This is a genomic window from Microbacterium wangchenii (genome assembly GCF_004564355.1).
GTDB lineage: Bacteria > Actinomycetota > Actinomycetes > Actinomycetales > Microbacteriaceae > Microbacterium > Microbacterium wangchenii.
Map to the genome: position 1 here is coordinate 688,444 of NZ_CP038266.1, position 26,207 is coordinate 714,650.

The following is a 26,207-nucleotide window of genomic DNA, read 5'->3' on the forward strand; positions in this document are numbered from 1 at the left end:
TCATGACCCTCGAACGCTCCATCGCACCGCCGGTCGAGGCGTGGCGCCATCGCGGGTTCACCGCGCCCCGGGGCGTCACGGCGACCACCATGATCACGGTGTACCTCGTGCTGCTGTTCGCCGTCCCCTCCAACGTGACACTCGGACCGCTCGGTTCGGTCGGCCGCCCCGCGCTGCTCTGGGGCATCCTGCTGCTGGTGTGGTGGGTCCTGTCGCGGCTGCAGCAGCGCACCGTCGATGCTCGCCCGGTCTGGCAGCCCATCCGGTTCGCGTACGCCGCCCTCGTGGTGGTCGCACTCGTGGCGTTCGCCGCCGCGATGCTGCGCGGTCAGCCCGCCGATCAGGTCTCCCCGGCGATCACCGCCCTGCTTCGCCTCATGTCGTGGGGCGGTGTGCTGCTCGTGGCGATGGACGGGGTGCGCACGTACTACGAAGCGACACGGCTGGTGCGGTGGCTCGTGGTCGTCGCGGCCCTGGCATCGGTCCTGGGTCTGGCGCAGTCGTTCACCGGTTCGAGCCTGCTCGAGTGGGTGCACAGCTTCCCCGGTGTCTCCGTCGACCTCGGCGGGGTCGACAGCCGCGGCGACTTCACGCGCGCCTCGGGGACCGCGACGCATCCGCTCGAGTTCACCGCATCCATCGTGGGCGTCCTCCCGCTGGCGATCGCCACCGCCATCGCGGGCGGATATCGCGCGGCCACGCGCCGGCAGGCGCTGCTGTGGTGGACGCCGGCGGCTCTCATCGCGCTCGTGTCGATGCTCGCCGTCTCACGGTCGGCCCTCATCGGGCTCGTCGTTGCCGTCGTCGCCTCGGTGCCCGGGCTGCCCAAGGCATACCGCTGGGTCATAGGGGTCGCCGGGCTGTGCGGTTCGCTGATCGTCATCGCGGCCGTGCCCGGTCTGTTCGGGACGGTGCTGTCGCTGTTCACGAACGCAGCGGGCGACCCGAGTGCGCTTTCCCGCACGAACGCCCTGGCACGGGTGCCGGAGTTCATCGGCGCGTCACCGCTCATCGGCCAGGGCTTCGGGACCTTCCTTCCCCGCTATTACATCTTCGACAACCAGTGGGTGCTCATCGCCATCGAGTTGGGCATCCTCGGGCTGGTGTGCTTCACCGCGCTGATCGTGGCGGCGATGTGGAGCGCGATCCGCGCCAGCCGGCGCTCGCCCTACGGCGAGACCCGCACGCTCGCGCGGTCCATCGCCGCATCCGTGGCCACCCTGGCGGCGCTGTTCCTCTTCTTCGACGGCCTGAGCTTCCCGATCTCGGCAGGGCTGTTCTTCCTGGTGATGGGGCTCACCGCGGCGATCCGGACGATCGGCGAGGCCGACAAGGCCCTCTTCGACGCCGATACGCGTCTGCAGGGGCTGCTCGAGAAGGAGCCCCGAGGTGGGGCACCGGCGGCGAGCGGCGGCGCCGGCAGGACCACCGGCCAGGGCAGGAAGGTTCAGGATGAGCGTTGATGGCGTGCGCACCATGGAGATCGTCACCCCCAGCTACCGGCCCGACCTGGAGTTGTGCCGTGACCTGGTCCACAGCATCCGCACCTTCGCGCGCCAGCCGGTCACGCATCGGCTGATCGTTCCCTCCGGCGACGTCGGCGCCTTCTCGTCCCTCGTGTCGGACACCGTGCGCGTCGAGCGGGTGCGGGACGTGCTGCCGCGGGGGCTCATCAAGATCCCCGGTGCGAACATGTGGGGCAACGTGCGCGGGCCGTGGCCGCCCGTGCGGGGCTGGATCGCACAGCAGATCGTGAAGCTCGCCGCCACGGCGGCCAGCGATGCCGATGCGGTGCTCCTGGTCGACTCGGATGTCGTGTTCACGCGGCCGTTCGATCTCTCCACCTACGCGCCCGAGGGTCGAGTGCCGCTGTACCGTCTTCCCGGCGCCGTGGACGGGCGCCTCCCGCGGCACATGATGTGGGACTCGGTCGCGCGCCGGATGCTGGGGATCCCCGCATCCTCGGAAGCCACGCGTCCCGACTACATCTGCTGGCCGTGCCTGTGGCGCCCGGCATCCGTGCGCGAGATGTTCGCGCGGGTCGAGCACGTCACGGGGCGGCCGTGGTGGGCAGCGATCGCCCGTCAACTGCACTTCTCCGAGATGGTGCTGTACGGCGTGTTCATCGACGAGATCGCGGGAGCCGCCGGCCACACGGACGACATGCACTGCGTGAACCACTCCGACGAGTCACCGCTGGGTGGTGCAGAGCTCGAGGAGTTCCTGCGCGGGGCGGCCCCCACCGACGTCGCGGTGATGGTGTCAGCCAAGTCGGGCACCGCCCTGGACGAACGACGCCGCGCGCTCCGAGCGTTTCGCTGACCTCACCGCCCGGTTCGTCAGCCCTCCAGCGCGATGCGGTAGATGTGGTGATCGTGCTCCGAAGCGAACGTGTCGGTGAAGGCGCCGTCGACGATCCTGAGCGTGCGGTCTTCACCGACTACCTCCACCGCCAGTACGTCGACGCCGGCGGGCACCGAGAAGGTCCGCGTTCCTGAGCCGCCGTCAGTCATGGCGAAGACATATGCGTACTCGCCATGGACCTTCAGCGCGGTCTCGAGACTCGGACCGAACGACCACGTATAGGACGGGGTGTTGATCACCGGGGCCAAGGATGCGACGGATGCGTTGACAGCGCCCACCTTCGTGCGCAGTGCCTGGGAGCATTCAACGAGGGAGTAGTTGCCGCAGGTCCCGTCGTTGTTGTGCTGGAAGTACGCGATGCCGGCGGCGCCGTGGATGATGGCGTTCCAGACCGCTCCTTCGATCCTGTCGCCCGTGATGCTGGTCGCGCCGGCATCCGTGAGGTAGGGCATCGCGGTCTCGACGAAGACCCAGTTCGGCGTGGAGGCAGCCGGTGTGGAGAACTTCTCCATCTGGTCCTGCAGCCATCCGTACGCACCCGATGAGGCCGGATTCTTTCCGGTCGGCCACGACGGCGAGGTCGGTAGCAGCCCCTGCACGTGAGGGCTGGTGTAGGCGTACTTATCCACGCTCGTCACGTCCAGGAGCGCGACGTGGTCGTCCATCGTCGTGGGCGCCCAGTGCGTCTCCAGCACGCCGTTTCCGAAGTTGGCCTGCAGGAACCGGCCGTCGGCGAGCGCCTTGCGTTCGTTCACCAGGCGCTCATGGATCGCGAGTCGATCGGCCTCCGTGCCGTCAGGAGCGCATCCCGAGTAGCCCATGTCGCACTCGTCGCTGACATTCCACCCGACCACGAGCGGATTGTCACCCACCTCGGCGGCCGTCCACTCGTCGTGCGGCAGGACGGAAATCCCCTCTCGCGTGATCGTCGAGATCGGTGATCCGTCATGCTCGGCGGCCATGTAGGTGTTGATCCCGATCGCCGCCAGTTGACGTGCGTGGGACGGCTTGCCGAAGAAGACCGCGATCGGGAAGAACGACGGGTCGGTCCATCCCGCGGCGGTGGGCTTGTCCCATTGGCCGTAGTACTCCGGCCCGCCCCACCACGGCTCGGTCGGCAGGTCGAGGACCGCCGGCGGTCCGGGATCGGTCGGCGCGGGCGCGGGCGTCGGGGTCGGCACCGCGGTGGGCGCCGGGGTCGGCACCGCGGTGGGCGCGGGGGAGGGGGCAGGGGATGCCGTCGGCGCCGGCGCCGGATTGCCCGGTCGCGGCGGATCGGTCGGCGCCGGGCCGGGGACCGTGGCCGGCGTCAGGAGCACGTCGACGTAGTAGTTGGAGTTCCGGTAGTTCTGCGTCGGGAACGCACCGCTGCCGTACGCGTACACGCCTGCTCCCGGCGGAACGGTGAAGTAGTCGTTCTCGATGCCGGTGTCGAAGAAGTGCACGTCGGCGGCGTAGCGGCCCTCAGGTGCCAGGTACGACACGACGTACTCCGTACCCGCGGTCACATCGATCGGCGACGCGAGCTCGGCGGTCTGCCATCCGGCGTCGGTGCCGGCAGGGAAATCGGCGCGCGCGAGCACCCTGCCGGCAGCATCCCACAGCGTGCCCTCGTGCGGACCTGGGTTGGCCTCGGAGCGATAGAACCGCAGTGCGGTGATGGTGCCGTCGACCTTGGGGGTGAACCGCATCCCCACCTCGACCGAACTGCGATCGGGATCGACTGCCTGCGCGGGCTCGGTGTCATCCGGGAAGGCCCCCGCAGCCGGCGGCTGGGTGGGCTCGGGCGACACGGTCGGCTGCGGATCGACCGGCACGTCGACGACGCCGCGGAACGCCACGTCGACGTAGTAGTTCGAGTTTCGGTAGTTCTCGGTCGGGAACGCGCCCGAGCCGTAGGTGAAGACGCCGGCCCCGGCCGGGATCGACAGGGCGTCCGTCTCCACGCCCCGGTCGAAGCCGCGCTCATCGGCGGCGTAGCGCCCATTCGGTGCGTGATAGGACACCACATACGTCGCGCCCGCGCTGACCGTGACGGCGGGCGACACGTCAGCGGTCTGCCACCCCGTCGACGTCGCCTCAGGGAAACCGACTCGGGCGAGCACCTTGCCCGAGGCACTCCACAGCGTGCCGGTGTGCGGACCGCGATTGGCGGTGGTCCGGTAGAAGCGGATACCCGTCACGACGCCGTCGGTCTTGGGCGTGAACCGCATGCCCAGCTCGACCGGATCGCGGTCGGCGTCGACGGGGGTCTGCGGCGTCGCCGTGCCGGGGAACGCTCCGGCGGATGTTGCGGCCTCGTCCGGCACCGCCAGGTCGGAGGATGCAGCCTCGTCGGTGAGTGACGACGTCGCGATGCCGGTGACCCCCGCTGCCACCGACAGCGGGGCCTCGTCGTTGACGGCGCCGGCGTGCGAACGCGGCGTGGCCGCGTCTGCGAACACGCTCACGGCCGTGGATGCGGCGGTCGGAGGTTCGTCCCTGTGGGCGTGCACCACCATCGAGGAGACCATCGCCACGCATGTCGCGAGGGCGAGGCAGACGAGGGCGAGACCGCTCGTGAGCAGTCGCGGGAAGAGGGACGGGCGTGTCTTAGTCATTGCGGGGCGCTCCATGGCTCGACAACGTGCGTTGAACGCCCCTGCGCCGACCGTACCAGCGATGACCCTGCTTTCCCCGAGATCTCATGCTCTTCTCATGTCGGCGCGTCGCCCGGACCACCGCCACCACGAGGGCGCCGACGGCCGCGCCGGCGACATTCGCGAGGATGTCACGTGCGCTCGCGGTGCGGCCGGGGAGGGCGAGCTGCACGATCTCCGCTCCCGCCGAGAGGATGAGGGCGGCTGCGATGCCCACTCCGGGACGGCGGAACGCGAGGGTCACGAGAGCACCCAGTGGCGTGAACAGCGCGACGTTCGCGCCGAATTCGACCCATCCCTGCCGCACCGCCGAGAGCCCGACGCCGTCACGCAGCCATGCTGTGGCCTCCGCCACGAGCCGCTCGGGCGAAACGGGAGACAGCAGGATCGTGAGAGCGGCCGCGACGTACACCGCCACGCCGATGAGCGCCCAGGGCGCGCGCCGCGTGACAGGGCCCGTGCGGCCGGCGGGCGCCCTGGATGCCCGCACGCCGGTCAGGGTCCGCTCCGCACGACCGAGGGCGACCACGCGTGCTCGATGAAGATGGTCGGGTCACTCGAGCCGTCGACCGCGAGCTGCCACACGTCGGTGTCGCCGACGGCGCCCTCACGCGGCATCCCGTAGAGGATCGTGTCGTCATCGAGCCACTCGATCTGGTCGTCGATGCTGCGGGGCTCCGGGAGGACCGTCACCTCGCCGGTGGCGAGGTCGTAGATCGCCGGCGTCCACCGCACGGCTGCACCCGAGCCCGAGGTGACCCGCTTGAAGGCGACCCGGGTGCCGTCCGGCGAGACGGACGGGCACTCCACGTTCTCGGCCAGCGTCGTGAGCGTGCGCGCGGGGATGTCGCCGCGCACCAGGTGGGTGGCCCCCGAAGCCGTCAGACCCACCGTGGCGTAGAAGGTGGTGTCGTCGACGAAGGTGACACCCCAGAAGTTGCGGTCCTGCGGCGTGGATGCGGTCCCGTCGACGATGAGGGTCCACTGCTCGAGGTTGCCCATGCTCTCGCCGCCGGCGGTGCGGATGACGGTCTCGGTCGAGAAGCCCACCGTGGCGTAGGAGTGCCCGGTCACGAACGACGTCGTCGCCACGAGCGCTCCGTCCGCCGAGATCCGGGTGCGGCTCGGGATGCCCGGCAGCGGCCACTGCTCCAGCTGGTCGCCCTCGCGTGAATACAGGGTCGCCGAGTACGACGGGACGATGCCGCGTTCGATCCGCAGGCACGAGAACTCGACGTCCGTCGCGTCGACGCGGTCGCACGCCACGCTGTCGACGACCCGTGCTCCCTCCGGATCCGACAACGGGACGCGCGCGATGTGCCCGTACCCCGACCCGGAGGCGGTGTTTCGGAAGACGACGTGATCTCCGTCGATCTCGTCCCCGGCGCCCGCGACGTCGACCGCACTGGGGGCTTCCGCGCGAGCCTGATACTCACGCCACGCGACGACCCCCACGACCGAGGTCGCCGCCAGCGCCGCGCACGAAACGATCGCCACGATCATCCACTTGCGGCGATCGTTCACGCCCTCATCGCTTTCGACGAGGCGAGGAGAGGCCGCAGCAGGATGGCCACGCAGGGGATCGCGATCACGAGGACTCCCGCGACCACCAGCATCGAGGCCTCCCGGCCGATGGCGAACCACAGCAGGCCGAATCCCGCCGCGGAGATGAAGCGGGCGATCGCCACGACCGTCTGCGCGGCCGCGATGCCCGTGCCACGGGTCTCCGGCGTCGTCAGTTGCGCGGCCAGCGCCGCGAGCACTCCATCGGTCGCGGCGTAGAAGGCGCCGAGGAACACCAGGCACAGGATGGTGGCGGCGATGTCGGCCACCGGCAGGGCGGCCACGACGTACGTCGCGAGGAGTGCGAGGTGGCCCAGCACGAAGACGCGAGCGCGGCCGATCCGGTCGGCCAGCTTGCCCAGCGGGAGGGCGAAGGCCAGGAACGCCACGTTGGTTCCGACATAGAGCAGCGGGAACCACTGCGCGGCGAAGTCGCTGCGCGCCTGCAGCACGAGGTAGATGAACCCGTCGCCGATCGTCATGAGGCCGAGGATGCCTGCCGCGGCCAGGACGCGACGAATCGGACCGCGCGTGATCACCGACCACGCGAAACGCTCGCGCTTCGGACGCGGCTCGCCCGCGGGCCGCGCCTCGCGGCGGCGGGTGCGGACGTTCGGAACGACGAGGGCGAGGATGACGACCCCGATGGTCGCGAAGGCCAGGGACGCGGCGAACACCGTCAGGTAGCCGTCGGGGATCACCAGCAGGATCACGAACGCGCTGAGCGGTCCGAGCGCGGCGCCGATGTTGTCCAGCATCCGGTGGACGCCGAACGCCGTACCCAGCTTCTCCGGATCGCTCGTGGCGGTGATGAGCGAGTCGCGCGGGGCGGTGCGGATGCCCTTGCCGATGCGGTCGGCGGTGACGACGGCGGTGAGCGCGGCGAACCCCGAGCCGAAGAGGAGCCCGACGCGGGCGACGGCCGCGAGGGCGTAACCGACGAAGGCCACCCATTTGGGCTGGTCAATGCGATCGGAGGTGTAGCCGCCCGCGATGCGCACGAGCGCGCTGACGCCCTGATACAGGCCGTCCAGCACGCCGAACGCGATCGTCGAGAGCCCCAGGACCCCGGTGATGTAGAGCGGCAGGATCGCCGAGACCGACTCGGAGGAGATGTCGGTGAGCAGCGACACGACGCCCAGGGTGATGACGGTCGACGACACCGTGCGCAGGCCCGCTGGACGCGGGGCTCCCGGCGCAGGCGCGTCGCCCTCGGCGGGATCCCCGTCGGGCGCGGGCGTGTTGGTGAGCGAGATGTACATCGTGCTCACCCCGCTCTCAGCACGCCGTACACGGTGTACACCGTGCCGGTGCCCGAGGGGGCCTCCGCGGCCACGGTCACCGAGGAGAACGCGTCGCGGTAGGACGTGGCGGGGCCGGTCTCCGGCGCGGGCGCCATCCCGAGTGCAGCCCACCGTCCGGCGTAGTGCGCGGCGATGTCGCTGCCGGATGCGTCGGAGCGGGCGATGAGGGTGAACTGGAGCACGTCGCCCTCCACGGCGAGCGAAGAGTCCAGGACGTCGGAGCCGTCCAGCGGCGCGGCCAGGTCGGCCGGGTAGCCCTCCACGAGCGCGCCCTGCGCCGAGGCCGGTTCCGGAAGCGGGGCGGCGATGCGCGGGGTGGCGGGTGCGATGGCCGGCAGCCGGTCACTCGGCGGAGCCTGCTCGTCCGGCGGCAGCACCTCGCTGCCCGCTTCGGGCGTGGCGCCGGGGACCGGTCCCGGTGCCGCGGCGGTGGTCGCCGTCCGCGGTGATGCCGGCGGTTCCGCGGACAGCAGGAGCCATCCGCTCAGTACCGCGCCGGACGCGACGAGAACCGCCGTGACGACCAGTGCGACCCGCATATGCGGCGTCAGAATGCGCGAACGCGCAGATATCCCCATCGAGCCATTCCCCAAGTCCCCCACGACGACGCAGCTCGAGCGCGGTCATGATCATGCCCCAAGACGATCGATTCCCCCCGGAACCTGATCGCCGCTTCTGGGCGAGTCTAACCCGTCGCCCCAGCCAGGGGAACCGCCGGGTCAGGATTGGTGTGCGGCGCGGCTGCGCCGGTCGCCTCTGATCATCCGGCGCCCACGAGCGAGTCCGGAGCGGCGCTTCCGCGGGAGGAATCATCGCGCTCCCATCCGTCGGCGCCGCGGCGGCCGGCTTCTCGTGCGCCGCGGCGCGCGTCCATCGCGAAGGCGGCGTAGATGGCGGCATCCGTCGCCGACAGCGGCCCGCGGACGCTGCGGGCGAGTTCGCGAGCCGTGGACGCGCCCGTGTCCACCCCCTGCTCCGCCGGCCCTCGCCGCATCCGGATGAGGACGCGTCGCAGTGCGCTCGTGCGCCGCGGAACCGACACGGTCACCGGCGCGGTGACCGGGAAGGTCTTCTCCTCGGGCGCGAACAGCCCGTCGACGTACAGGTCGTCGGCGGTGAACGAGGGGAAGTGTCCGATGCGGGCGTGACCGGCGCGCGTCACGCCGTAGACGCCGGCCCCCCACAGCGCGGCGGAGGTCGAGGACATCCGCTCGCGTGCCCGGTAATACGCCCGCACGATCGGCGATACGCCGCGCAGGTCGAGCCGGAAAGAGGGGCGTCCCGCGAGCGCCGTGCCGCCGCTGAGGGCGGTGATGACCGGGGCAAGGGCAGCCGGCGGCACGACGATGTCGGCATCGAGGTAGAACCTCGGCCACACGCTCGCGTGCGCGTCGCCGAGGTTGAGGGCGGCGGTCTTCGACGCCTCCTCGGTCTCGATGACGCGCACGCCGGCATAGGCGCGCGCGCGATCGGCGGTGTCGTCGGTGCAGCCGTTGCACACCACGACGACTTCGAGCCGGCCCGCGGCGGCCAAGTGGGCCAGGGGGGCCAGCGTGCGGTCGATCACCGCGGCCTCCTGATGTGCGGGGATCACGATGGACGCGCGCGGGAACGCGTCGACCGGCAGGGGATCCCTGAGGGCGTGCGGCAGTGCGGCCCACCGTCTGCTGCTCCACAGCGCCCACCGGGAGCGGGCGTTCCCGGGCGAGCGGCGCAGCTGCTCCCCGGCGATCACGGCAACGCGGAACACGCCGGCGACCAGCGGCCGATGCTTCTTCATGTAGCGCACGCGATTGACCGCCAGGAGCGCATCGAGGTCGGGCGAGGCGCCCGACCCGCCTCGCCGATGCGTCGCGCCGGCTGCGGGGTCGAACCAGACGAGCCAGCCGGCGTCGCGCAGACGGCGCTGGATGTCGGTCTCCTCCGAATAGAGGAAGAAGCGCTCGTCCCATTCGCCGACGACCGCCGCCGCGGGAGCAGACAGGAGAAGCGCGGCACCCGTGGCCCAGTCGACGGGGTGCGACCACGCGTACTCGCGGGGGTCGCGGACGTACTCCGAAAGCGGTGCGGGACGACGCTGCCAGTACCGGCCGATCACGGCGTCGGCCACGGCGCGCAGGACGGTGGGCTCACGGCGCAGCGAGAAGTAGACCGAGCCGTCCTGATCGCGCAGCAGCGGGACGACGGCGCCGATGCGCGGGTCGCTGCGCAGGCGACGGAGCATCCGCGGGATCGAGCCGGCGTCCAGCCGCAGATCGGGGTTGAGGATGAGGATGGCCTCGGCCTCGCCGACGTGCCGCATCGCGGCGTTGATCGCGCCGGAGTAGCCGAGGTTGCCGCCCGTGCGGACGGTGACCACGTCGGTGTGCTCCGACATCATGGCGAGGGTTCCGTCTGTCGAGGAGTTGTCGGCGACGATGACCCGAAGCGGCATCGCGCGGGCCTCGCGCCGGAGATCGGGCAGGAGCTGGCGGATGTCGTCGGCGCTGTTGTAGGACACGATGACGACCGCGACCTCCGCCGGCCCCTCGGGGGAGAAGGCATCGCCTCGGTCCAATCCGCGTTCGTCGGCTCGTCGGCTCTCGCTCACGACCGCCATCCTTTCGTCGTCTTCGTCGTCGTCTTCGTCTGCTTCGGGATGCCGTCATCGACCGGTGGCGCGGCGAACCGGCGCGCCGTTGGCTCGCGCGCCGGTTCGTCCCTTCGGCCCCGGGATCGCGTCGTCATCCGCCGCGGGGGGAAGCCCGGACGGGTGAGGGGCACACCCGCCCGGACGATGTGCGTCGGGTGGGACGGAGTCCCCACAGCGACGATTCGGTCAAGTGGCAGCTCATGCCCGCGTGGGGGAATGCGACCGCCGCACGGCCAGATAGGCCGGCGGTCCTTCGATGAGATACCGGCGGGCAAGTCGCCGTGGCTCGAGCATGAGCCGCCACATCCACTCGAAGCCCGCCGCCGCGACCCAGCGCGGGGCGCGCGAGACGCGCCCGGCCAGGAAGTCGACGACGGCCCCGAAGGCCAGCAGCGTGCCTGCGCCGGTGGCCGAGCCATAGGTGTCGATCCACTCCTCCTGCCGGGGCTTGCCCAGGCAGACGATGAGGATGTCGGTGCCGCTGTCGCGGATCTCCCCGGCCACCGCGCGTGAGCGCGCCGGGTCGGAGATCTCTTCGCGCGGCGGGGTCCAGTGCCCCGTGAAACGCAGGCCCGGCCACATGCGCGCCAGGCGCTCGCGCAGCGGCGCGCTGACCTCGGGAGAGCCGCCGAGCACCGCCACGGAGAGGTGGCGGCGGTCGGCGTCGTCGAGGATCTGGACGATGAGGTCGCTGCCCGCGAGCCGCGGCACGTCGGCGTGGACGACGCGCTGGGCCTGGTGGGCGATCGGCGCGCCGTCGATGAGGTGCAGCCACTCCACGTCGCCGGCGCCCAGTCGGCGTCGGCCGTCGCCGAAGTGATGCACGTGGTCGAGGTTGATCGAGGAGACGGCGAGGGGGGCCGGATGCGGGCGACTGGCCGCATCCGTGATGACCCGCAGTGCGCCGGCCTCGTCGGTGACGTGCACGGGGCACGCCGCGATGTCGATGCTGGGCACGTCGTCCAGCCGATGCGAATGCCCCGTGGCGGGCGCGGTGGCCGGGGCGGGCACCGCCTCGGAGGCCCTCTGCCGCTTCGTCGCGGCCGGAGTGGGCTTGTGCAGGGTCATGTCAGTACGCTCCTGTCCCGCGCAGCATGACCTTCGCCGTGCGGACGATGATCATGAGGTCGGTCATGACCGACCAGTTCTCGACGTAGTGGAGGTCGAGCCGCACGCTCTCCTCCCACGACAGGTCGCTGCGTCCGCTGACCTGCCAGAGCCCCGTGATGCCGGGCTTGATGTAGAGCCGGCGGAAGACGGGTTCGTCGTAACCGCCCAGTTCGCTGGGCAGCGGCGGCCGGGGCCCGACCACGCTCATGTCGCCGCGCAGGACGTTCCAGAACTGCGGCAGCTCGTCGAGCGAGTATTTGCGCAGGATGGCGCCGACGCGGGTGACCCGCGGATCGTGGCGGAGCTTGAACAGCGGGCCGGCGCCGTCGCTTCCCGCCGCGAGGCCGGCGACCTCGCTCTCGGCGGACGCACGCATGGTGCGGAATTTGACCATGTCGAATTCACGGCCGTCCTGGCCGACGCGGCGCTGGCGGAAGAAGACGCCGCCGGGTGAATCGAGCGCGATCAGCAGCGCCAGCAGGGGCGTGACCAGGCCGATCGGGATGAGCGCGACAGCGGCCAGGCCGATGTCCAGGGCCCGCTTGAACGCGTGACGTGCGCCGTCGAACGTCGGGATGCGCACCGAGATCAGCGGCAGCCCCACCACCTGACGCAGCGAGATGCGGGGACCGGCGACATCCGTGAGCCGGCTGGAGAGGACCAGGTCGGCCGCGGTGCCCTCGAGCTGCCAGCCCAGGCTCCGGATGGCGTCCGGATCGTCGAGGTGGCTGGCGACGATGATGGTGTCCGCGCCGAGGTCGCGCGCCACGCGCGCCGCCGCATCCGGAGTGCCGAACGAGCGGTACGAGCGGGCGCGCACGGTGAGTTCGGCACCGGAATCGCCCTCCAGGGCGGTGCCGACGACGTCGAATCCGCACTGCTCGTCGCGCTGCAGCGTCCCGATGACGTGCGCGACGTCGGGGCGGCGGCCCACCACGATCGCACGGGAGACGTACCGGCCCGCGCGGCGCTGGGCCACGAGCCAGTGGCGCCAGCGCCAGCGTGCGACCAGGAGGCCGAGCAGGCCGATGGGCAGGGCGATGACGAGCTGACTGCGCAGCCCCTGCCACTGGAAGACGATGAAGGCGATCGCGATGATGCCGAAGGCGAGGCCGGTGGCGTGCGCGACGCGCTTGTACTCGGTGCTGCCGGCCCCGGTGATGCGGGGCTGGCGGCTCTGGAAGGCGGCGAGCATGAGCAGCCACACGAGGGCTGTGGCCAGTGGGATGCGGGCGGGGATCCACGGATCCTGCGCGAGCGAGCCGGGCGCGAGGGTCGCCAGCTGCAGCAGCGACGCCGCGCACGTGCTGACGGCGACGACGATCGAATCGGTGACGGTCAGGCGTACGCGGTACGCCCGCTCCCACAGCAGCCGGCGTTCCAGCGACGGGATGGCCCGCGGACCGACGCCCAGAGCCGGCCCGGCCGGGCGGGCGACGGTGAAGTCGGCCGCGTCGACGGCGGGCAGCGAAAGGCCCGGCGCGGCGATGTCGACGGCGGTCATGACCGCGTCCTCGAACGCTTCAGCGCCCGCGGTACGCGTCCCCGCGCACCGTCGATGATGCGCAGCCGCACACCTCCGACGGTGCGCGGGTACGCCAAATAACGTCTCCCCATGGACGTCGTCCCCAATTTCCCCAGTAAGCGGGCGTGATCCCGCTGAGTGCACCCGAGGTGACCCTGATCCCGACCCCAGATCGGGAGGTCACGCACTGCCGACCCCTCGGCTGTGCGTCCTCGACATCTTGCGATGCCTGGTGCGGGATGAATACAACCACAGGTTCGAGCTGCGCGGAAGTCCCCGTTCACCATCGGCGTGTCGGATGTGTTTCCGTTCTCGCCGGATTCGCGCTACAGTCTCGAACCTGCAGGCACTCCACTGGGGAGTTGAGAGTCTGCGAGCCTATTGGGGAGGGCAATCCGCATGCGATCCATCGCAGCGGCCGTGTTCGTCGGGGTGCTTATGGGAGCACCCGTGACGGCCGGCGTCGCAACAGAGTCCAGATACACACCGGTCGACCCGTCGACCGCCACGCTGGCCGGCTCAGCCGTGGCCATGGAGTGCCGTTCCGGCGATCCGTGGCTCGACTACCGCGTGCAGCTGACGGCGGCCGACGACGAATCCGTCGCCGCCACGGCGTTGCTCGTCGTCGAGTCCGGAGGCCGCACCGAGACGGTGTCTCTGGGCGAGGTGACCGAGGGCACGACGTCGGGAGAGGTCCGTGTGCCAGCGGATGCGGCGGCACTGGCCGCCGCCGATCCGTCCGCCAGCGCCACCATCCAGCTGGAGCCCTCCGGCGCACCCGCACTGCGGGTGCCGCTGGCCTCGAGCGCGTGCGCCATGGCCGCGCTTCCGGTGACGCTGCCGTTCACGGGGCTCGAGCCGTGGGTCCCGGCGCTCGGCGCGGTGGGAGTCGCCCTCCTGGCGGCTGGCATCGCTGTCTCGATGCTGCGTCGCCGACGCGAGAGCTGACGGGCGTGGCATCCGTCGCCCTTCGGAGGCGGCGGCGGCGGACGCTCGTGCTCACGGGGTGCGGCGCGGCGGTGCTCGCCGTCGCCGCGACCGGATGGGTGGGTGTGCAGGCGTGGCAGGCGACCGAAGAGCTGGCCGCCGTCGTCCCGCTCGCCGACGAGCTCGGCTCCGCCGTCTCCGCGCGCGACTTCGACGCCGCCCGGGAGGTCTCCGTCCGCTTCCGGACGCACGCCGACCGCGCGCACGAGCTGACCACGGGAGCGCTGTGGCCCCTCTTCGAGGCCGTCCCCGGCCTCGGCCCGAACCTCACCGCCGTGCGCACCGTCTCGCAGCAGCTGGCCACGGTGGCCGGCTCCGTCGTGGACCCGGTGCTGGATGCCGCGGGCTCCCTCCAGGAGCGCCGCGACCCGCGCGCCCTCGCCGACGCGTCCGAACCTCTGGCGAAGGCCTCGGCGGCGATGCTCGCGGCGCGTGATGCCGTCGACGCCGTGGACGCCGACGCTCTCCTGCCGCCGCTGGCCGACGGCGTCACGCGCCTGCGCGGCGCCCTGGACGCCGGCGCCGGCGTCGTCGAGGGGTTCGCCCAGGCGGGCGCCGTGGCGCCGGGCCTGCTCGGCGCCGACGGCCCGCGCGAGATCCTCGTGATGCTGCAGAACACCGCCGAGGTGCGCACCGGCGGCGGCATCACGGGCAGCTTCGTTCAGCTGCACGCCGAAGACGGCGGGCTCACCCTCGTGCGCCAGGCCGAATCGGGCGCGTTCGCACCGCGGGATGCGGCCATCGCGCCGGTCCCGGATGCCGCCACGGCGCTGTACGGCGACGTGGTGGGACGCTTCGTGCAGAACGCCACGATGACCCCCGACTTCGCCGCATCCGCCGGCCTCGCCTCGGCGTGGTGGCAGTCGGCGTACGGGGTGACCCCGGACGCCGTGGTCGCGATCGATCCGCTCGTCCTGCGTGCGCTCCTGGCCGCGCACGGGCCGGTGGCCCTGCCCGACGGCACGCAGCTGAGCGCCGACGACCTCGTGCACCGGCTGCTGGTCGAGCCGTATCTGCACCTGGACGCGGAAGGTCAGACCGCCTACCTGCAGCAGGTCACCGCGGCGGTGCTCCCGGCGCTGACCGCCGACGCCGACCCGCTGGCGTGGGCCCACGCGCTCGCGCCGGTGATCGCGGAGGGGCGGATCTCGGTGTGGAGCGCCGTGCCGGCCGAGCAGGACGCGCTGGCCGCGTCCGCGCTGGGCGGCCCCAGGGCGCGCCTGGAGGCGGCCGGCGACGACGCGTGGGCGGTGTACTTCAACGACGCCACGGGCGGGAAGATGGGCAGCTACCTCGGCGCGGCGGTCGAGGTCGAGGTCCGCGCGTGCGGCGACGGCCCGGCGGAGGCCCTCGTGCGCGTCGAGCTGGCCAACACGGCGCCGGTCGACACCGTCTTCGACCTGCCGCTGAGCATGACCGGCGGCGGGCTGTGGGGGACGGCGGTGGGCGACATCGGCACCAACGTGACCGTCGCGGCGCCACCGGGCGCCGACCCGGCCGGGGTGACCGGGATGAAGGGCGCCGAGCCCGCGGCGCAGGCCCTCGACGGTACGCGCTCGGTCACCGCCGTCCGCGTGAACGTCTCGCCCGGTCAGGCCGAAACGGTGGAATTCCGTTTCCTGCTGTCCGGCGGCGCGGCGGTTCCGCCCGTCGTGCTGCACACTCCGATGCTCGAACCGGTTCCGGTGCGGGTGCTCGCCGCGCCGGCGTGCGACGGCTGACCGCTGCGAGATCGAACCCCGTGCACGGCCGGTGAGACGCCTGCCGCGCACAGGGTTCGATGCTGCGGGAGCGTTCTCCCCAGTCACTCCTCGCGCCGGCCGGACCGTGGCAGCGCCTCGCCCCGAGGCCCCTTCGCGACCACCGTTCGGTCGAGCTTTCACGATACAACCGCCCCCACGACTGCACCAGATACAAACCGGGACGGCTCGCCCGACACGCATGGCGAAGATCCCGTTTCGCTCCTGGTGCCGTGCAGTACACTGACCGTGCCTCCGATGCGGTTCCCGGGCTGTCCCCAGCAGTCTTGGTCGGGTCGTTTCCCCAAGCGATTCCGCGGGTCCGCATCGGAGCAGTGGGCCCTCTCCTGTCCCCAGTCCCACCGGTGGCTCGAGGGGGCCCGCGCCCTCCCACCGACGGGCGCACGCGACGCCGCGACGCGGCCGCGTCGTCCGGAAGGCGTTCAGACTCCGCCGCTTAGGATGAGGGGTTATGTGCGGAATCATCGGATATGTCGGCCCGAGACAGAGCCAGGACATCCTGATGTCGGGGCTGGCCCGACTGGAGTATCGGGGCTACGACTCGGCCGGCATCGCCGTCATCGACGGTGAGGGCGGCCTCGGCATGCGCAAGCGCGCGGGCAAGCTCGCGGTGCTGCGCGACGACCTCGTCGACCGGCCGATGCCGGACGGCACGACCGGCATCGGGCACACCCGGTGGGCGACCCACGGCGGCCCCACCGACGTCAACGCGCACCCGCACCTGGCCGACGACGGCAAGCTCGCCGTGATCCACAACGGCATCATCGAGAACTTCGCCGAGCTGAAGTCCGAACTCGTGGGGGAGGGGTTCTCCTTCCGCAGCGACACCGACACCGAGGTCGCCGCCGTCCTGCTCGGCCGCGAGTACGCCGCCACCGGCGACCTCGCGCAGGCCTTCCGCGCTGTCGTCGCGCGCCTGGAGGGCGCCTTCACGCTGCTGGCGATGCACCAGGACTCCCCTGGCGTGGTCGTCGGGGCTCGCCGCAACTCACCGCTGGTGATCGGCCTCGGCGACGGGGAGAACTTCCTCGGCTCCGACGTCGCCGCCTTCGTCGAGCACACGCGCAACGCCCTCGCGATCGGGCAGGACCAGATCGTCGTCATCACCCCCACGGGCGTCGAGGTCACCGACTTCGCCGGGTCCGTGGTGGAGGTCGAACCGTTCGAGGTGACGTGGGATGCCGCGGCCGCCGAGAAGGGCGGCTGGTCCTCGTTCATGGCCAAGGAGGTCGCCGAAGAGCCCGAGGCGGTCGCCAAGACCCTCCTCGGCCGCATCCACGAGGGCCGCGTGGAGATCCCCGAGCTGGACGGCATGGACGACCTGCTGCGAGGAATCGACCGCATCCTGGTGATCGCGTGCGGCACCGCCGCGTACGCCGGCATGGTCGGAAAGTACGCCCTGGAGAGCTGGACCCGCGTGCCGGTCGATGTCGAACTCGCCCACGAGTTCCGCTACCGCGACCCGGTGCTCTCCCCGAACACGCTCGTGGTGTCGATCAGCCAGTCCGGCGAGACGATGGACACGCTGATGGCGGTCAAGTACGCCCGCGAGCAGGGCGCCAAGACGCTGTCGATCTGCAACACGCAGGGCGCGACCATCCCGCGCGAGTCCGACGCCGTCGTGTACACCCACGCCGGCCCCGAGGTGGCCGTGGCCTCCACGAAGGCCTTCGTCGCGCAGATCACCGCGCTGTACCTGCTGGCCCTGCACGTCGCGCGCCTGCGCGGCACGCTCTCGGCCGAGCAGCTGGCCGACAACGTCGCCGAGCTCGAGGCGATCCCGGGCAAGATCGTGCGCGTGCTGGAGACCGAGCAGGAGCGCATCTCGCAGTTCGCGCACTGGATGGCCGACACGCGATCGGTCCTCTTCCTCGGCCGCCACGTCGGCTACCCCATCGCCATGGAGGGCGCGCTCAAGCTCAAGGAGCTCGCCTACATCCACGCCGAGGGCTTCGCCGCCGGCGAGCTCAAGCACGGCCCGATCGCGCTCATCGAGGCCGGTCAGCCGGTCTTCGTGGTGGTGCCGTCTCCCCGCGGGAGCGGCGACATGCACCGCAAGGTGATCTCCAGCATCGAGGAGATCCGCGCCCGCGGCGCGCGCGTCATCGCGATCGCCGAGGAGGGTGACGCCGCCGTGCTGCCCGTCGCCGACGAGGTGCTGCGCATCCCGCTGGCCGCGCCCATGTTCGAGCCGCTCCTGGCCGTCGTGCCGCTGCACATCTTCGCGATGGGCCTGGCCACGGCCAAGGGCCTGGACGTGGACCAGCCGCGGAACCTCGCCAAGTCGGTGACGGTCGAGTAGACCGCGGGCGGAGTCCCGGCCGCGGGGGCGGAGCGCCCCCGCGTCAGGACACTCGGACCTCGTCCCCGTCCACCGTGAAGGTGGTGTCGAGTCCGGCCGCGGACGAGGCGCCGCGGAGGTAGTCCACCACTTCGGCGAAGCGCGGGTCGTCGGGAGCGAGGATCTCGGGCACGGCCATCCGATCGATCCACACCGGACGCAGGCGCACCCCCGACACGCCCCTCTCGTCGATGTCGCAGTCCACGATGATCGATTTGCGTGAATCCGGCGGGAAGTTGAACATCCCGCCGATGTCGGGCTCCCAGCCGGGGTGCAGGGACAGCAGGTGCCGGAATGATGGTCGCTGGGCGTGCTCCTCATCCATCGGCAGCTCGATCGCGAAATTGCCGAGGCTGTGGAAGATGGCCTTCCCGCGATACATCTCGACGCCTTTGAGGATGTGGGCGTGGTGGCCGATGACCAGGTCGGCGCCGGCGTCGATCGCCGCCCGCCCCGCCACGCGCTGGTAATCGGCGAGTTCGGCGTAGCTGAAGTGGATACCCCAGTGCGCCGACACGATGACGGCGTCCGCGATCTCCCGCGCGGCGCGGATGTCCGCCACCATGCCGCTGAGGTCGTCCGGATGGGGGAAGGTGTGCATCCGTGCCGGGGTGCCCGGCTGGTCCGGCTCGATCGGCTCGTGCACCGTGAAGGCGCGGAGGGGGGCGACGCCCGGACGCTGCGCCGTGGCCCAGTAGTCGGCCGGGAGGATGCTGCAGTACGCCAGGATCGCGACGCGGATCCCGTCGGCCTCGGCGATCCGGATCCGGCGGGCTTCGGAGAGATCCCGCCCGACGCCGAGCGGTACCACGCTCGCCGCGTCGAGCGCGTCGATCGTGTCGAAGAAGCCCTCGGTCCCCCAATCGAGCGAGTGGTTGCTCGCCCAGCCGGCGTGGGTGAAGCCCGCGCGCCGGAAGGCCGCAGCGGCATCCGGGTGCGTCCGTGAGGTGTGCTTGGTCTGCGGGACGCGCTGCCCGCGTTGGGTGAGGGTCATCTCGAGCTGCATGAACGCGATGTCCGCCGCGCGCACGTGCGCGGCGACCTTCTCGAACAGACTGTCGACGTCGGGGCGCTCGGGCCCGACGTCGCCGACGGCGGTGAAACGGATCATGCGGTGTGCTGTGCCTTTCGGGTGTGAGCGAGGACGACCGAGACCGGCCCGTCCTCTCGGAGCGCGTCGACCGCGTCGACGAGGCGGACCGCATCGCGCTCGCCGATGAGGGGGTCGGCGAGCGCGTGGAACTTCTCCAGTCGCGCGTCGCGATCCATGGGGGTCGTGGGAGTGCCGGGCGCTTCGGCGCGGACGGTGGTGGCGGTCGTGGTGGCGGTGCGCACCGTGACCGAGGCCAGCAGGCGGCGGGGGAAGGCCTCCTCCGCGGTGTCATCCACGTGGAGGGAGACCCGGTCCGCCTGGGCCCCGACATCCAGCCCCTGCTCGAAGAGGGTGTAGTGCAGGGGGTCGTTGCCACCCGCGACCAGGCGCATCGCCATGGCGTGGTGCAGGCTCATCTGCGCCTCCGTCATGTCGCGGGGCGAGCCGCCGATGTGACCCACGTGGGCCAGCGTCGCGCGGTCGACCCCGACCTCGATCGCCGTGATGTCCTCGGGCCGGATGTCGCCCTCGCGGAGGATCGCGTCCAGCCCCGCCAGCGGCGCTTGGATTCCGGCGCACACGCACCAGCGTTTGAGTGCGAGGCCGTCCAGCGCCCAGCGGTGCCCGAGCTGCGCGGTCAGCTGCTCGGGGCGGGCCTGTTCCACGAACGCCGCGAGGAACCCCCGTTCGCCTTCGATGGCGGCGAGGGGAGCGGTGAACCCGCCCGCGGCGAGGGCCGCCGAGCGGATGCCGGCCGCCGCCGCCATGCCTGCGTGCAGCCGCTTGATGTCGCCCCCGGTCCTCGTGAACTCCGTCGTGCCGCTCGCGTGCGCGGCGGCGATTCCGAGCGCGGCCAGGCCCCGTTCCGCAGTCAGCCCACGGACGCTGACAGCGGAGGCTGCCGAGCCGAAGACCCCGAGCGCGCTTGTGACGTGGAATCCGCGGTGGCTGGTCAGAGAAGGAGTGCAGGCCTCACCGAACCGCACGATCGACTCGAACCCGGCGGCGAGGGCGACGATGAGCGCGCGGCCCGAGATCCCCCGGTCCTCACCCAGCGCGAACGCGCTCGGCACGACAACACTGCCGGGGTGCGACAGCCCGGGCAGGGCGTAGTCGTCGATCTCGAAACCGTGCGCCGCCGTGCCGTTGATGAGGGCGGCCCACTCGGGACGGAGCGTGCGATCGAGCGCCGCGGAGCGGGATCTGCCGGTCGGCGACTCGACGGACGCGTACTCGGCCACCGTGCGCGTCCACGGCTGCGTGGCACCTACGAGGATCGCGCCGACGGTGTCGAGCGTGTGCGCCAGGACACGATCGATGACGCTGTCGGGCAGATCTTCGATACGGAGGCTCGCCGCCCATTCCGCCAGCTCGGCGGTCGCCCCCCTCACGCGGCCACGAGTTCGCTGAAGTGGCATGCGGCGAGCTGTCCCGCCGCGGTGCGCCGCAGGGTGGGAGTCTCGGTCGCGCACACATCCTGGGCGAGCGGACACCGGGTCCGGAACCGACAGCCGCTCGGCGGTGACATCGGCGAAGGCAGGTCTCCCGTCAGCGCCGCGCCCCGCGAGGGGGCGGCAGGGTCAGGTGCGGGGACGGAGTCGAGCAGCGCTCGCGTGTACGGGTGCCCGGGGTTCTCGTACAGCTCATCCACGCCTCCGATCTCCACGACGCGCCCCAGATACATGACCGCGACCCTGTCGCTGATGCTGCGCACCACCGAGAGGTCGTGGGAGATGAACAGCATCGCGAGCCCGTAACTCTCCTTCATGTCCTGCAGGAGATTGACCACCTGGGCCTGCACCGACACGTCCAGCGATGCCACCGGTTCGTCGCACACGAGCACCTGGGGCTCCATGACCATCGCGCGGGCGATCGCGATGCGCTGGCACTGGCCACCTGAGAACTCCGCGGCGCGGCGGTCCCCGACGCGGTCGGGGTCGAGACCGACCGCACGCAGCATGGCGTCCACGCGGGTGCGCGTCTCCGCCCTCGGCACGCCGGCGATCCGCAGCCCTTCGGCGACGAGATCGCGGACGCGGCGGCGGGGGTTCAGCGAGGCCCGCGCATCCTGGAAGATCATCTGCACGTCGCGCCGCCGGGACGCCGCGCGATCGGACAGCGTCACGCCGTCCAGGACGATCGTCCCCTCATCCGGGCCGGGTGCGCCCAGCAGGGCGCGCCCGGTGGTGGACTTCCCGCATCCTGACTCTCCCACGAGGGCGAGCGTCTCGCCACGTTCGAGGGAGAAGCTCACACCTGAGACGGCTTCCACGCTCCCCCCGGGCACCTTGAAGCGCTTGGTCAGGTCGCTCACCTCCAGCAGCGGCATGTCAGGCTCCTTCCGGGACGGGGTTGTGGCATCGCAGCGTTCGGCCTCCGTGCGGATGGGAGACCGCCGGCATGACGTCGGCGCACAGCGGCAGGGCGTTCGGGCAGCGCGGTGCGAACGGGCACCCGGTGCCGAGTAGCGTCAGATCCGGCGGGCTGCCGGGGATCGCTTCCAGCCGTGCGTGCCGCGAGCCGTCGATGCGGGGGATGGCCCGCAGCAGCGCCCGCGTGTACGGATGCCGCGGGTTGCGGAAGACCTCGACGGTCGGCCCGGATTCCACGACGTAGCCCCCGTACATCACCGCGATGGTGTCCGTGCGTCCCGCGATCACCGACAGGTCGTGGCTGACCATGATCATCGCGAGCGAGCGCTCGCGGGCGAGACGTGCCAAGAGATCGAGGATCTGGCGCTGGACCGTGACGTCCAGCGCCGTGGTGGGCTCGTCGGCGATGAGGATGTCCGGATCGCACACCAAGGCCATCGCGATCGTGATGCGCTGGCGCATCCCGCCGGAGAACTGGTGCGGGTAATGGCGGAGCCTGCGCTCGGGGTCGGGGATGCCTACCTGGCGCAGCAGCCCGACGGCCTTGGCCTTCGCCTCCGCGCGGGAGAGCCCGAGATTGAACATGGCCGCTTCGGTGACCTGGCGTCCGATCGGGACGACGGGGTTGAGCGCCATCATGGGGTCCTGGAAGACGATCCCGATGCGGCGGCCCCGCACACGGCGGGCGGTCTCGGAGGGCAGGCTGCGCAGATCTTGGCCTTCCAGGATGACCGACCCGGTCGACTGCGCCCCGGGAGCGAGTGCTCCGATGATGAACCCCGCCAGCGTGGACTTGCCCGAACCGGACTCACCGACCACGCCGAGCACCTCGCCGGCGCGCAGTTCGAGGTCCACCCCGCCGAGCGCCTTGACGTCGCCGCGCCCGGTCGGAATCGCGCAGCGTGCGTCCTCGACGCGAAGGAGTGCATCGGCACTCCCGGACTCGCGAAGGTCGGCCTGGCTATCGAGGGTCATGCGGCACCCGTTCCGCTCAGACGTCGGCGCAGATGGTCGCCGACCGTGTTGAAGCTGAGCACCGTGAGGAAGATCATCAGCGAGGGGGCCACGATCAGGTACGGCGCGCGGCTGAGGTTGTCCTTGCCCGAGGCGATCATCGAACCCCAGCTGGGGGCGGGCGGGGGAACCCCCACCCCGAGGAAGCTCAGCGAGCCCTCGATGACGATGATGACGGCGATGACGACCACGGCATAGGACACGACGGGCTGGATGCTGTTGGGGAGCAGTTCGCGGAAGACGATGCGCGCGCGACCGGCGCCCAGGGTGCGGGCCGCGGTGATGTAGTCACGGTTCATCTGCGCGAGCGCTGCGGAGCGGGTCAGGCGCAAGAACGGCGGAACGAAGAGGAACCCCAAGGCGAACACGAGAGTCGGTACGCCGGGGACCACGACGGTCGCGAGAGCCATCAGGAGCAGCAGCGGCGGGAACGACAGCACGGTGTCGGCGAGGACGTTGATGAGCGCTTCGATCTTCCCGCGCGCGTTCGCCGCGATGAGGCCGAGCAGCACGCCGATCACCAGCGCGATGACCGTGGCGCCGATCCCGACGGCGAGCGAGATCCGGATCCCGTAGATGAGCCGGGTCGCGACGTCGCGACCGATCGCGTCGGTGCCGAGCAGTGGTCCCTCGCCGGAGAACGGGGGGAGGCTCGGGCCGCCCACCGGTTCATCGATCCCGGGTAACGGCAGAAGATCCGCGACGAGGGCCAGAGTCGCCAGCAGGGCGATCCACGTCACCGACACCACGAGGGCGATGCGCCTGCCGGCATGCCGGCGCCGCGGCACCGTGACGGTGTGCAGCGTCCGGGTGGACGGCCTGGTGGGCGGGGCGGTCGCGGTCATCGGCGGGTCCTGGGGTCGAGGAAGGTGTAGGCGATGTCGACGGCGGCGTTGATGAGTACGTAGGTCACAGCGACGAGCACCACGATTCCTTGGATCATCGGGACGTCTTTGGCCGGGATCGACTGCAGGGCGAGGCTGCCCAGCCCCGGGAGGGCGAACAGGCTCTCGATGACGATGGATCCGGCCAGCAGTCGCCCGAACGCTACGGCCGCGACGGTGATGAGTGAGAAGGAGGACGGCCGCAGCACGTGTCGCAGCAGGATGTAGGCGCGGGGGAGACCCCGGACGGTGGCCGTGCGCACGAAGTCCTCGCGAAGCGTCGTGATGACATCCCCACGTAGCAGGCGGTAGAACGCGGGGAACTCTCCGAGCGCCAGGGCGAGCACGGGCACGAAGGCGAAACGGAGATTCTCGCCCAGCCCCGCAGAAAGCGGCGCCCACCCGGCCACGGGGAACCAGCGCGTCGACACCGCGAGGACGTACACGAGGACGACACCCACCACGAACACCGGGATGGACAGGAACCCCGACGCCAGGCTGGACATGATCCGGTCGAAGACGCCGTTCGCCCGCGATGCGGCGTAGACGGCGGCCGGGACGGCGATGAGCAGCGAGAGCAGGAGGGCCAGGACGGTCAGCTCGAGCGTGACGGGGAGGCGTTGCAGCAGGACCTCGGCGACCGGCTGGTTCGTCTGAATGGACGTTCCCAGGTCACCCGTCAGAGCGGCGCCGAGCCACTGCACGTATCGCGCGAACAGCGGTTGGTCGTACCCGTGTGCGGCATCGAAGTCGGCGATCTGCTGCGCCGTCGCGCCGGGGCCGAGGATGACCGATCCCGGGGAACCGGGCATGAGGTCCGTCAATGCCGTGGCGGCGAGCGTGACGAGCAGGACGACCGCGGCGAGGTGGGCCGCGCGGGCGAGGGCGGGACGGGAGCGGATGCGCGTGGCGCGCATCCGCTCCCCGGTGAATACGCTCACGCTACTCCGCGTTCAGCCAGAGGCGGTCGTAGAGGAGCGACCCGTCGCCGTGCAGCGTGAGGCCGTGCAGCGACTTCGCGTGGACGGTGAAGGATTCCTGATTGCGGATGGGGAGGATCGGCACCTGCGCGACGACGATCTCCTCGACGGTCGCGTACGCGGCGGTGCGCTCCTTCTCATCGACGCTGGCGCGCCCTGAGTCCAGCGCCGCGTCCAGCTCGGGGTCGGAGAACCCCATGTAGTTGGTCTGACCGCCGGTCTGCAGCAGCTTCGCGAGGTTCGGCTCCGGATCCGTGACCGGCACGATCTGCGCCGACATCTGGTAGTCCTGCTTGCGGAAAACTCGTTCGTCCAGCGTGGCGTTGTCGAGCGTCTCGATCTGTACGGTCACGTCGTCGTACTGCGCAAGGCGGCTCTGCAGGTACTCCGCGGTGCGGGTGAAGAATCCGCTCTGAGGCATCGTGACCGTGAACGAGACCGGGTTGCCGTCGGCGGCGAGTTCGCTGAAGAGGGCCTGAGCGGCCTCCGCGTCGTGCTCGACGAAGATGCTGTCCCCCGGGTGGAAGGCAGACTCGGGGCCGTACAGGCTGTCCGGAGCCGACGAGCCGGGGTCGACGACCGAGGTGAGCTCATCGATATTGAGCGCGAGCTGGACCGCCTGGCGGGCGCGGAGGTCATTGAACGGAGCGGTCTGCGTGTTGAACATCAGGACGGGTCCGCCGCCGGCCGGGGCGGTGGTCAGTGCGAGACCGGCGTCGGTCGCGGCCTGCTTGAAGGCGAGCTCCGACCCGGGCACGGCCGCGTGCGCGGCTCCGGTCTGCACGGTGTTGATGCGCTGCGTGGGGTCGCGCAGCGGCGTGAAGGTGATCGAATCGAGGTACGGCAGCCCCTCCTGGAAGTAGTCCGGGTTGCGCACCAGGGTCATGTGGTCGTCGCGGACCCATTCCTCGAGTACGAACGGTCCGGCGCCCACCGGGTTGTTGGCGTAGTCCGGATCCTCGGCCATGGCCGTCGGCGAGCCGATGTGCGTGAAGCTCGTGGCGACGATCTTGTCGAACTGGAGGTTCGGTTCGGTCAGCTCGATGGTGAGGGTCGTCTCGTCGACCACAGCGAACGTCGCGCCCTCGAGCAGTCCTGCCAGGGGTGAAGCGGTGGCCGGGTCCTGGATCCGCTCGTAATTCGCGACCACGGCGGCAGCATCCAGAGGCGTGCCGTCGGTGAAGACGATGTCGGGGTGCAGGCTCATGGTCCAGACGGTGCCGTCCACGTCGGGCTCCAGCGAGTCGCCGAGCTGCCCGTGGACCTCACCGGTGGACGCATCCGACCAGAACAGCACGTCGTAGATCGCTGCCATCCGGTTGGCGTCGCCCGACGGCGTGAGGTTGAACAGCAACGCCGGATCGAGACCGCGCACCGCCTCGACGCCGAGGATGATGGTGGCATCACCCCCGGCCACCGGGTCGCCGGTGGCGGAAGCGGGTCCCGCGGGCGCAGGATCGCCGCTGGTGCTGCAGGCGGCGAGGCCGAGGACCATCCCCGCGGCGATCACCGCCGCCGCGGTGCGGAGTGTGTGGTGCACGAGGTATCCCATCGTCGTTGATTCGGAACGCCACCCGCCGCATGGCAAGACGGCACTGTCACGCAATAGTATTCAGTAAAAGTGGCGACAGTCAATCCA

20 protein-coding genes are annotated in these 26,207 nt (G+C 71.1%); 5 read left to right on the top strand and 15 right to left on the bottom strand.

From position 1 onward, the window contains the following. The first annotated feature begins 2 nt into the window (after nt 1–2). Both E4K62_RS03280 and E4K62_RS03285 read left to right on the top strand, forming a co-directional pair. On the top strand, nt 3–1,463 hold the full coding sequence (locus tag E4K62_RS03280) for an O-antigen ligase family protein (RefSeq protein WP_135063518.1): 1,461 nt from the start codon (nt 3–5) through the stop codon (nt 1,461–1,463). Then, nucleotides 1,453–2,322: a DUF6492 family protein gene (locus E4K62_RS03285; protein ID WP_205805876.1), complete on the top strand. Its 870-nt coding sequence runs from the start codon at nt 1,453–1,455 to the stop codon at nt 2,320–2,322. Before E4K62_RS03280 ends, E4K62_RS03285 begins: the two co-directional genes overlap by 11 nt. Before the next feature lie 17 nt (nt 2,323–2,339). Here E4K62_RS03285 and E4K62_RS03290 read toward each other — a convergent pair whose 3' ends face one another. The 8 genes from E4K62_RS03290 to E4K62_RS03325 form a co-directional block, all read right to left on the bottom strand. Beyond that, the gene (locus tag E4K62_RS03290) at nt 2,340–4,964 is read right to left on the bottom strand and encodes a DUF4082 domain-containing protein (RefSeq protein WP_167747724.1); all 2,625 of its coding nucleotides are present in this window, start codon (nt 4,962–4,964) and stop codon (nt 2,340–2,342) included. Then, nucleotides 4,957–5,493 (bottom strand): VanZ family protein, encoded by a 537-nt coding sequence (locus E4K62_RS03295; RefSeq protein ID WP_167747725.1) that lies wholly within the window; start codon nt 5,491–5,493, stop codon nt 4,957–4,959. Before E4K62_RS03295 ends, E4K62_RS03290 begins: the two co-directional genes overlap by 8 nt. A 5-nt stretch (nt 5,494–5,498) precedes the next feature. Then, complete coding sequence (locus E4K62_RS03300; protein ID WP_240742800.1) at nt 5,499–6,527, bottom strand: TolB-like translocation protein; 1,029 nt, start codon at nt 6,525–6,527, stop codon at nt 5,499–5,501. Then, nucleotides 6,524–7,828: an MFS transporter gene (locus tag E4K62_RS03305; protein ID WP_135070830.1), complete on the bottom strand. Its 1,305-nt coding sequence runs from the start codon at nt 7,826–7,828 to the stop codon at nt 6,524–6,526. Before E4K62_RS03305 ends, E4K62_RS03300 begins: the two co-directional genes overlap by 4 nt. 5 nt (nt 7,829–7,833) lie before the next feature. Then, nucleotides 7,834–8,409 carry a hypothetical protein gene (locus E4K62_RS03310; RefSeq protein WP_135063524.1) on the bottom strand — a complete coding sequence of 192 codons (576 nt, stop codon included), beginning with the start codon at nt 8,407–8,409 and terminating at the stop codon, nt 7,834–7,836. A gap of 221 nt (nt 8,410–8,630) precedes the next feature. Further along, nucleotides 8,631–10,460, bottom strand: coding sequence for a glycosyltransferase (locus E4K62_RS03315; RefSeq protein ID WP_167747726.1), 1,830 nt, complete (start codon nt 10,458–10,460; stop codon nt 8,631–8,633). A gap of 240 nt (nt 10,461–10,700) precedes the next feature. After that, nucleotides 10,701–11,570, bottom strand: a complete 870-nt coding sequence (locus tag E4K62_RS03320; RefSeq protein WP_135063528.1) for a WecB/TagA/CpsF family glycosyltransferase — start codon at nt 11,568–11,570, stop codon at nt 10,701–10,703. Nucleotide 11,571: 1 nt separating this feature from the next. Then, nucleotides 11,572–13,116, bottom strand: a complete 1,545-nt coding sequence (locus E4K62_RS03325; protein ID WP_135063530.1) for a sugar transferase — start codon at nt 13,114–13,116, stop codon at nt 11,572–11,574. 420 nt (nt 13,117–13,536) lie between these two features. On the opposite strand from E4K62_RS03325, the gene E4K62_RS03330 reads away from it, so the two are divergent. The 3 genes from E4K62_RS03330 (at nt 13,537) to glmS (ending at nt 18,186) form a co-directional block, all read left to right on the top strand. Continuing rightward, the gene (locus E4K62_RS03330; protein ID WP_135063532.1) at nt 13,537–14,085 is read left to right on the top strand and encodes a hypothetical protein; all 549 of its coding nucleotides are present in this window, start codon (nt 13,537–13,539) and stop codon (nt 14,083–14,085) included. A gap of 5 nt (nt 14,086–14,090) precedes the next feature. Then, nucleotides 14,091–15,845, top strand: a complete 1,755-nt coding sequence (locus tag E4K62_RS03335; RefSeq protein WP_135063534.1) for a DUF4012 domain-containing protein — start codon at nt 14,091–14,093, stop codon at nt 15,843–15,845. 490 nt (nt 15,846–16,335) lie between these two features. Beyond that, nucleotides 16,336–18,186 carry a glutamine--fructose-6-phosphate transaminase (isomerizing) gene (gene glmS / locus E4K62_RS03340; protein WP_135063536.1) on the top strand — a complete coding sequence of 617 codons (1,851 nt, stop codon included), beginning with the start codon at nt 16,336–16,338 and terminating at the stop codon, nt 18,184–18,186. A 43-nt stretch (nt 18,187–18,229) separates the two neighbouring features. Here glmS and E4K62_RS03345 read toward each other — a convergent pair whose 3' ends face one another. Genes E4K62_RS03345 through E4K62_RS03375 form a run of 7 tightly spaced genes read right to left on the bottom strand, consistent with a single transcriptional unit; the run spans nt 18,230 to nt 26,108 of the window. Then, entirely contained in the window at nt 18,230–19,336 is a 1,107-nt protein-coding gene (locus E4K62_RS03345; protein WP_135063538.1) for a CapA family protein, read from the bottom strand. Next, nucleotides 19,333–20,709, bottom strand: coding sequence for an MmgE/PrpD family protein (locus tag E4K62_RS03350; RefSeq protein WP_167747727.1), 1,377 nt, complete (start codon nt 20,707–20,709; stop codon nt 19,333–19,335). The genes E4K62_RS03345 and E4K62_RS03350 overlap by 4 nt, the downstream gene beginning before the upstream one ends. Next, nucleotides 20,706–21,647 (bottom strand): ABC transporter ATP-binding protein, encoded by a 942-nt coding sequence (locus E4K62_RS03355; protein ID WP_135063542.1) that lies wholly within the window; start codon nt 21,645–21,647, stop codon nt 20,706–20,708. Before E4K62_RS03355 ends, E4K62_RS03350 begins: the two co-directional genes overlap by 4 nt. 1 nt (nt 21,648) lies before the next feature. Beyond that, a complete protein-coding gene (locus E4K62_RS03360; protein WP_135063544.1) occupies nt 21,649–22,665 on the bottom strand; it encodes an ABC transporter ATP-binding protein in 1,017 nt (338 codons plus the stop codon). Next, a complete protein-coding gene (locus tag E4K62_RS03365; protein ID WP_135063546.1) occupies nt 22,662–23,549 on the bottom strand; it encodes an ABC transporter permease in 888 nt (295 codons plus the stop codon). The genes E4K62_RS03360 and E4K62_RS03365 overlap by 4 nt, the downstream gene beginning before the upstream one ends. Continuing rightward, entirely contained in the window at nt 23,546–24,529 is a 984-nt protein-coding gene (locus E4K62_RS03370) for an ABC transporter permease (RefSeq protein ID WP_205805877.1), read from the bottom strand. Before E4K62_RS03370 ends, E4K62_RS03365 begins: the two co-directional genes overlap by 4 nt. A 1-nt stretch (nt 24,530) precedes the next feature. Then, a complete protein-coding gene (locus tag E4K62_RS03375) occupies nt 24,531–26,108 on the bottom strand; it encodes an ABC transporter substrate-binding protein (RefSeq protein WP_167747728.1) in 1,578 nt (525 codons plus the stop codon). Nucleotides 26,109–26,207 lie beyond the last annotated feature (99 nt).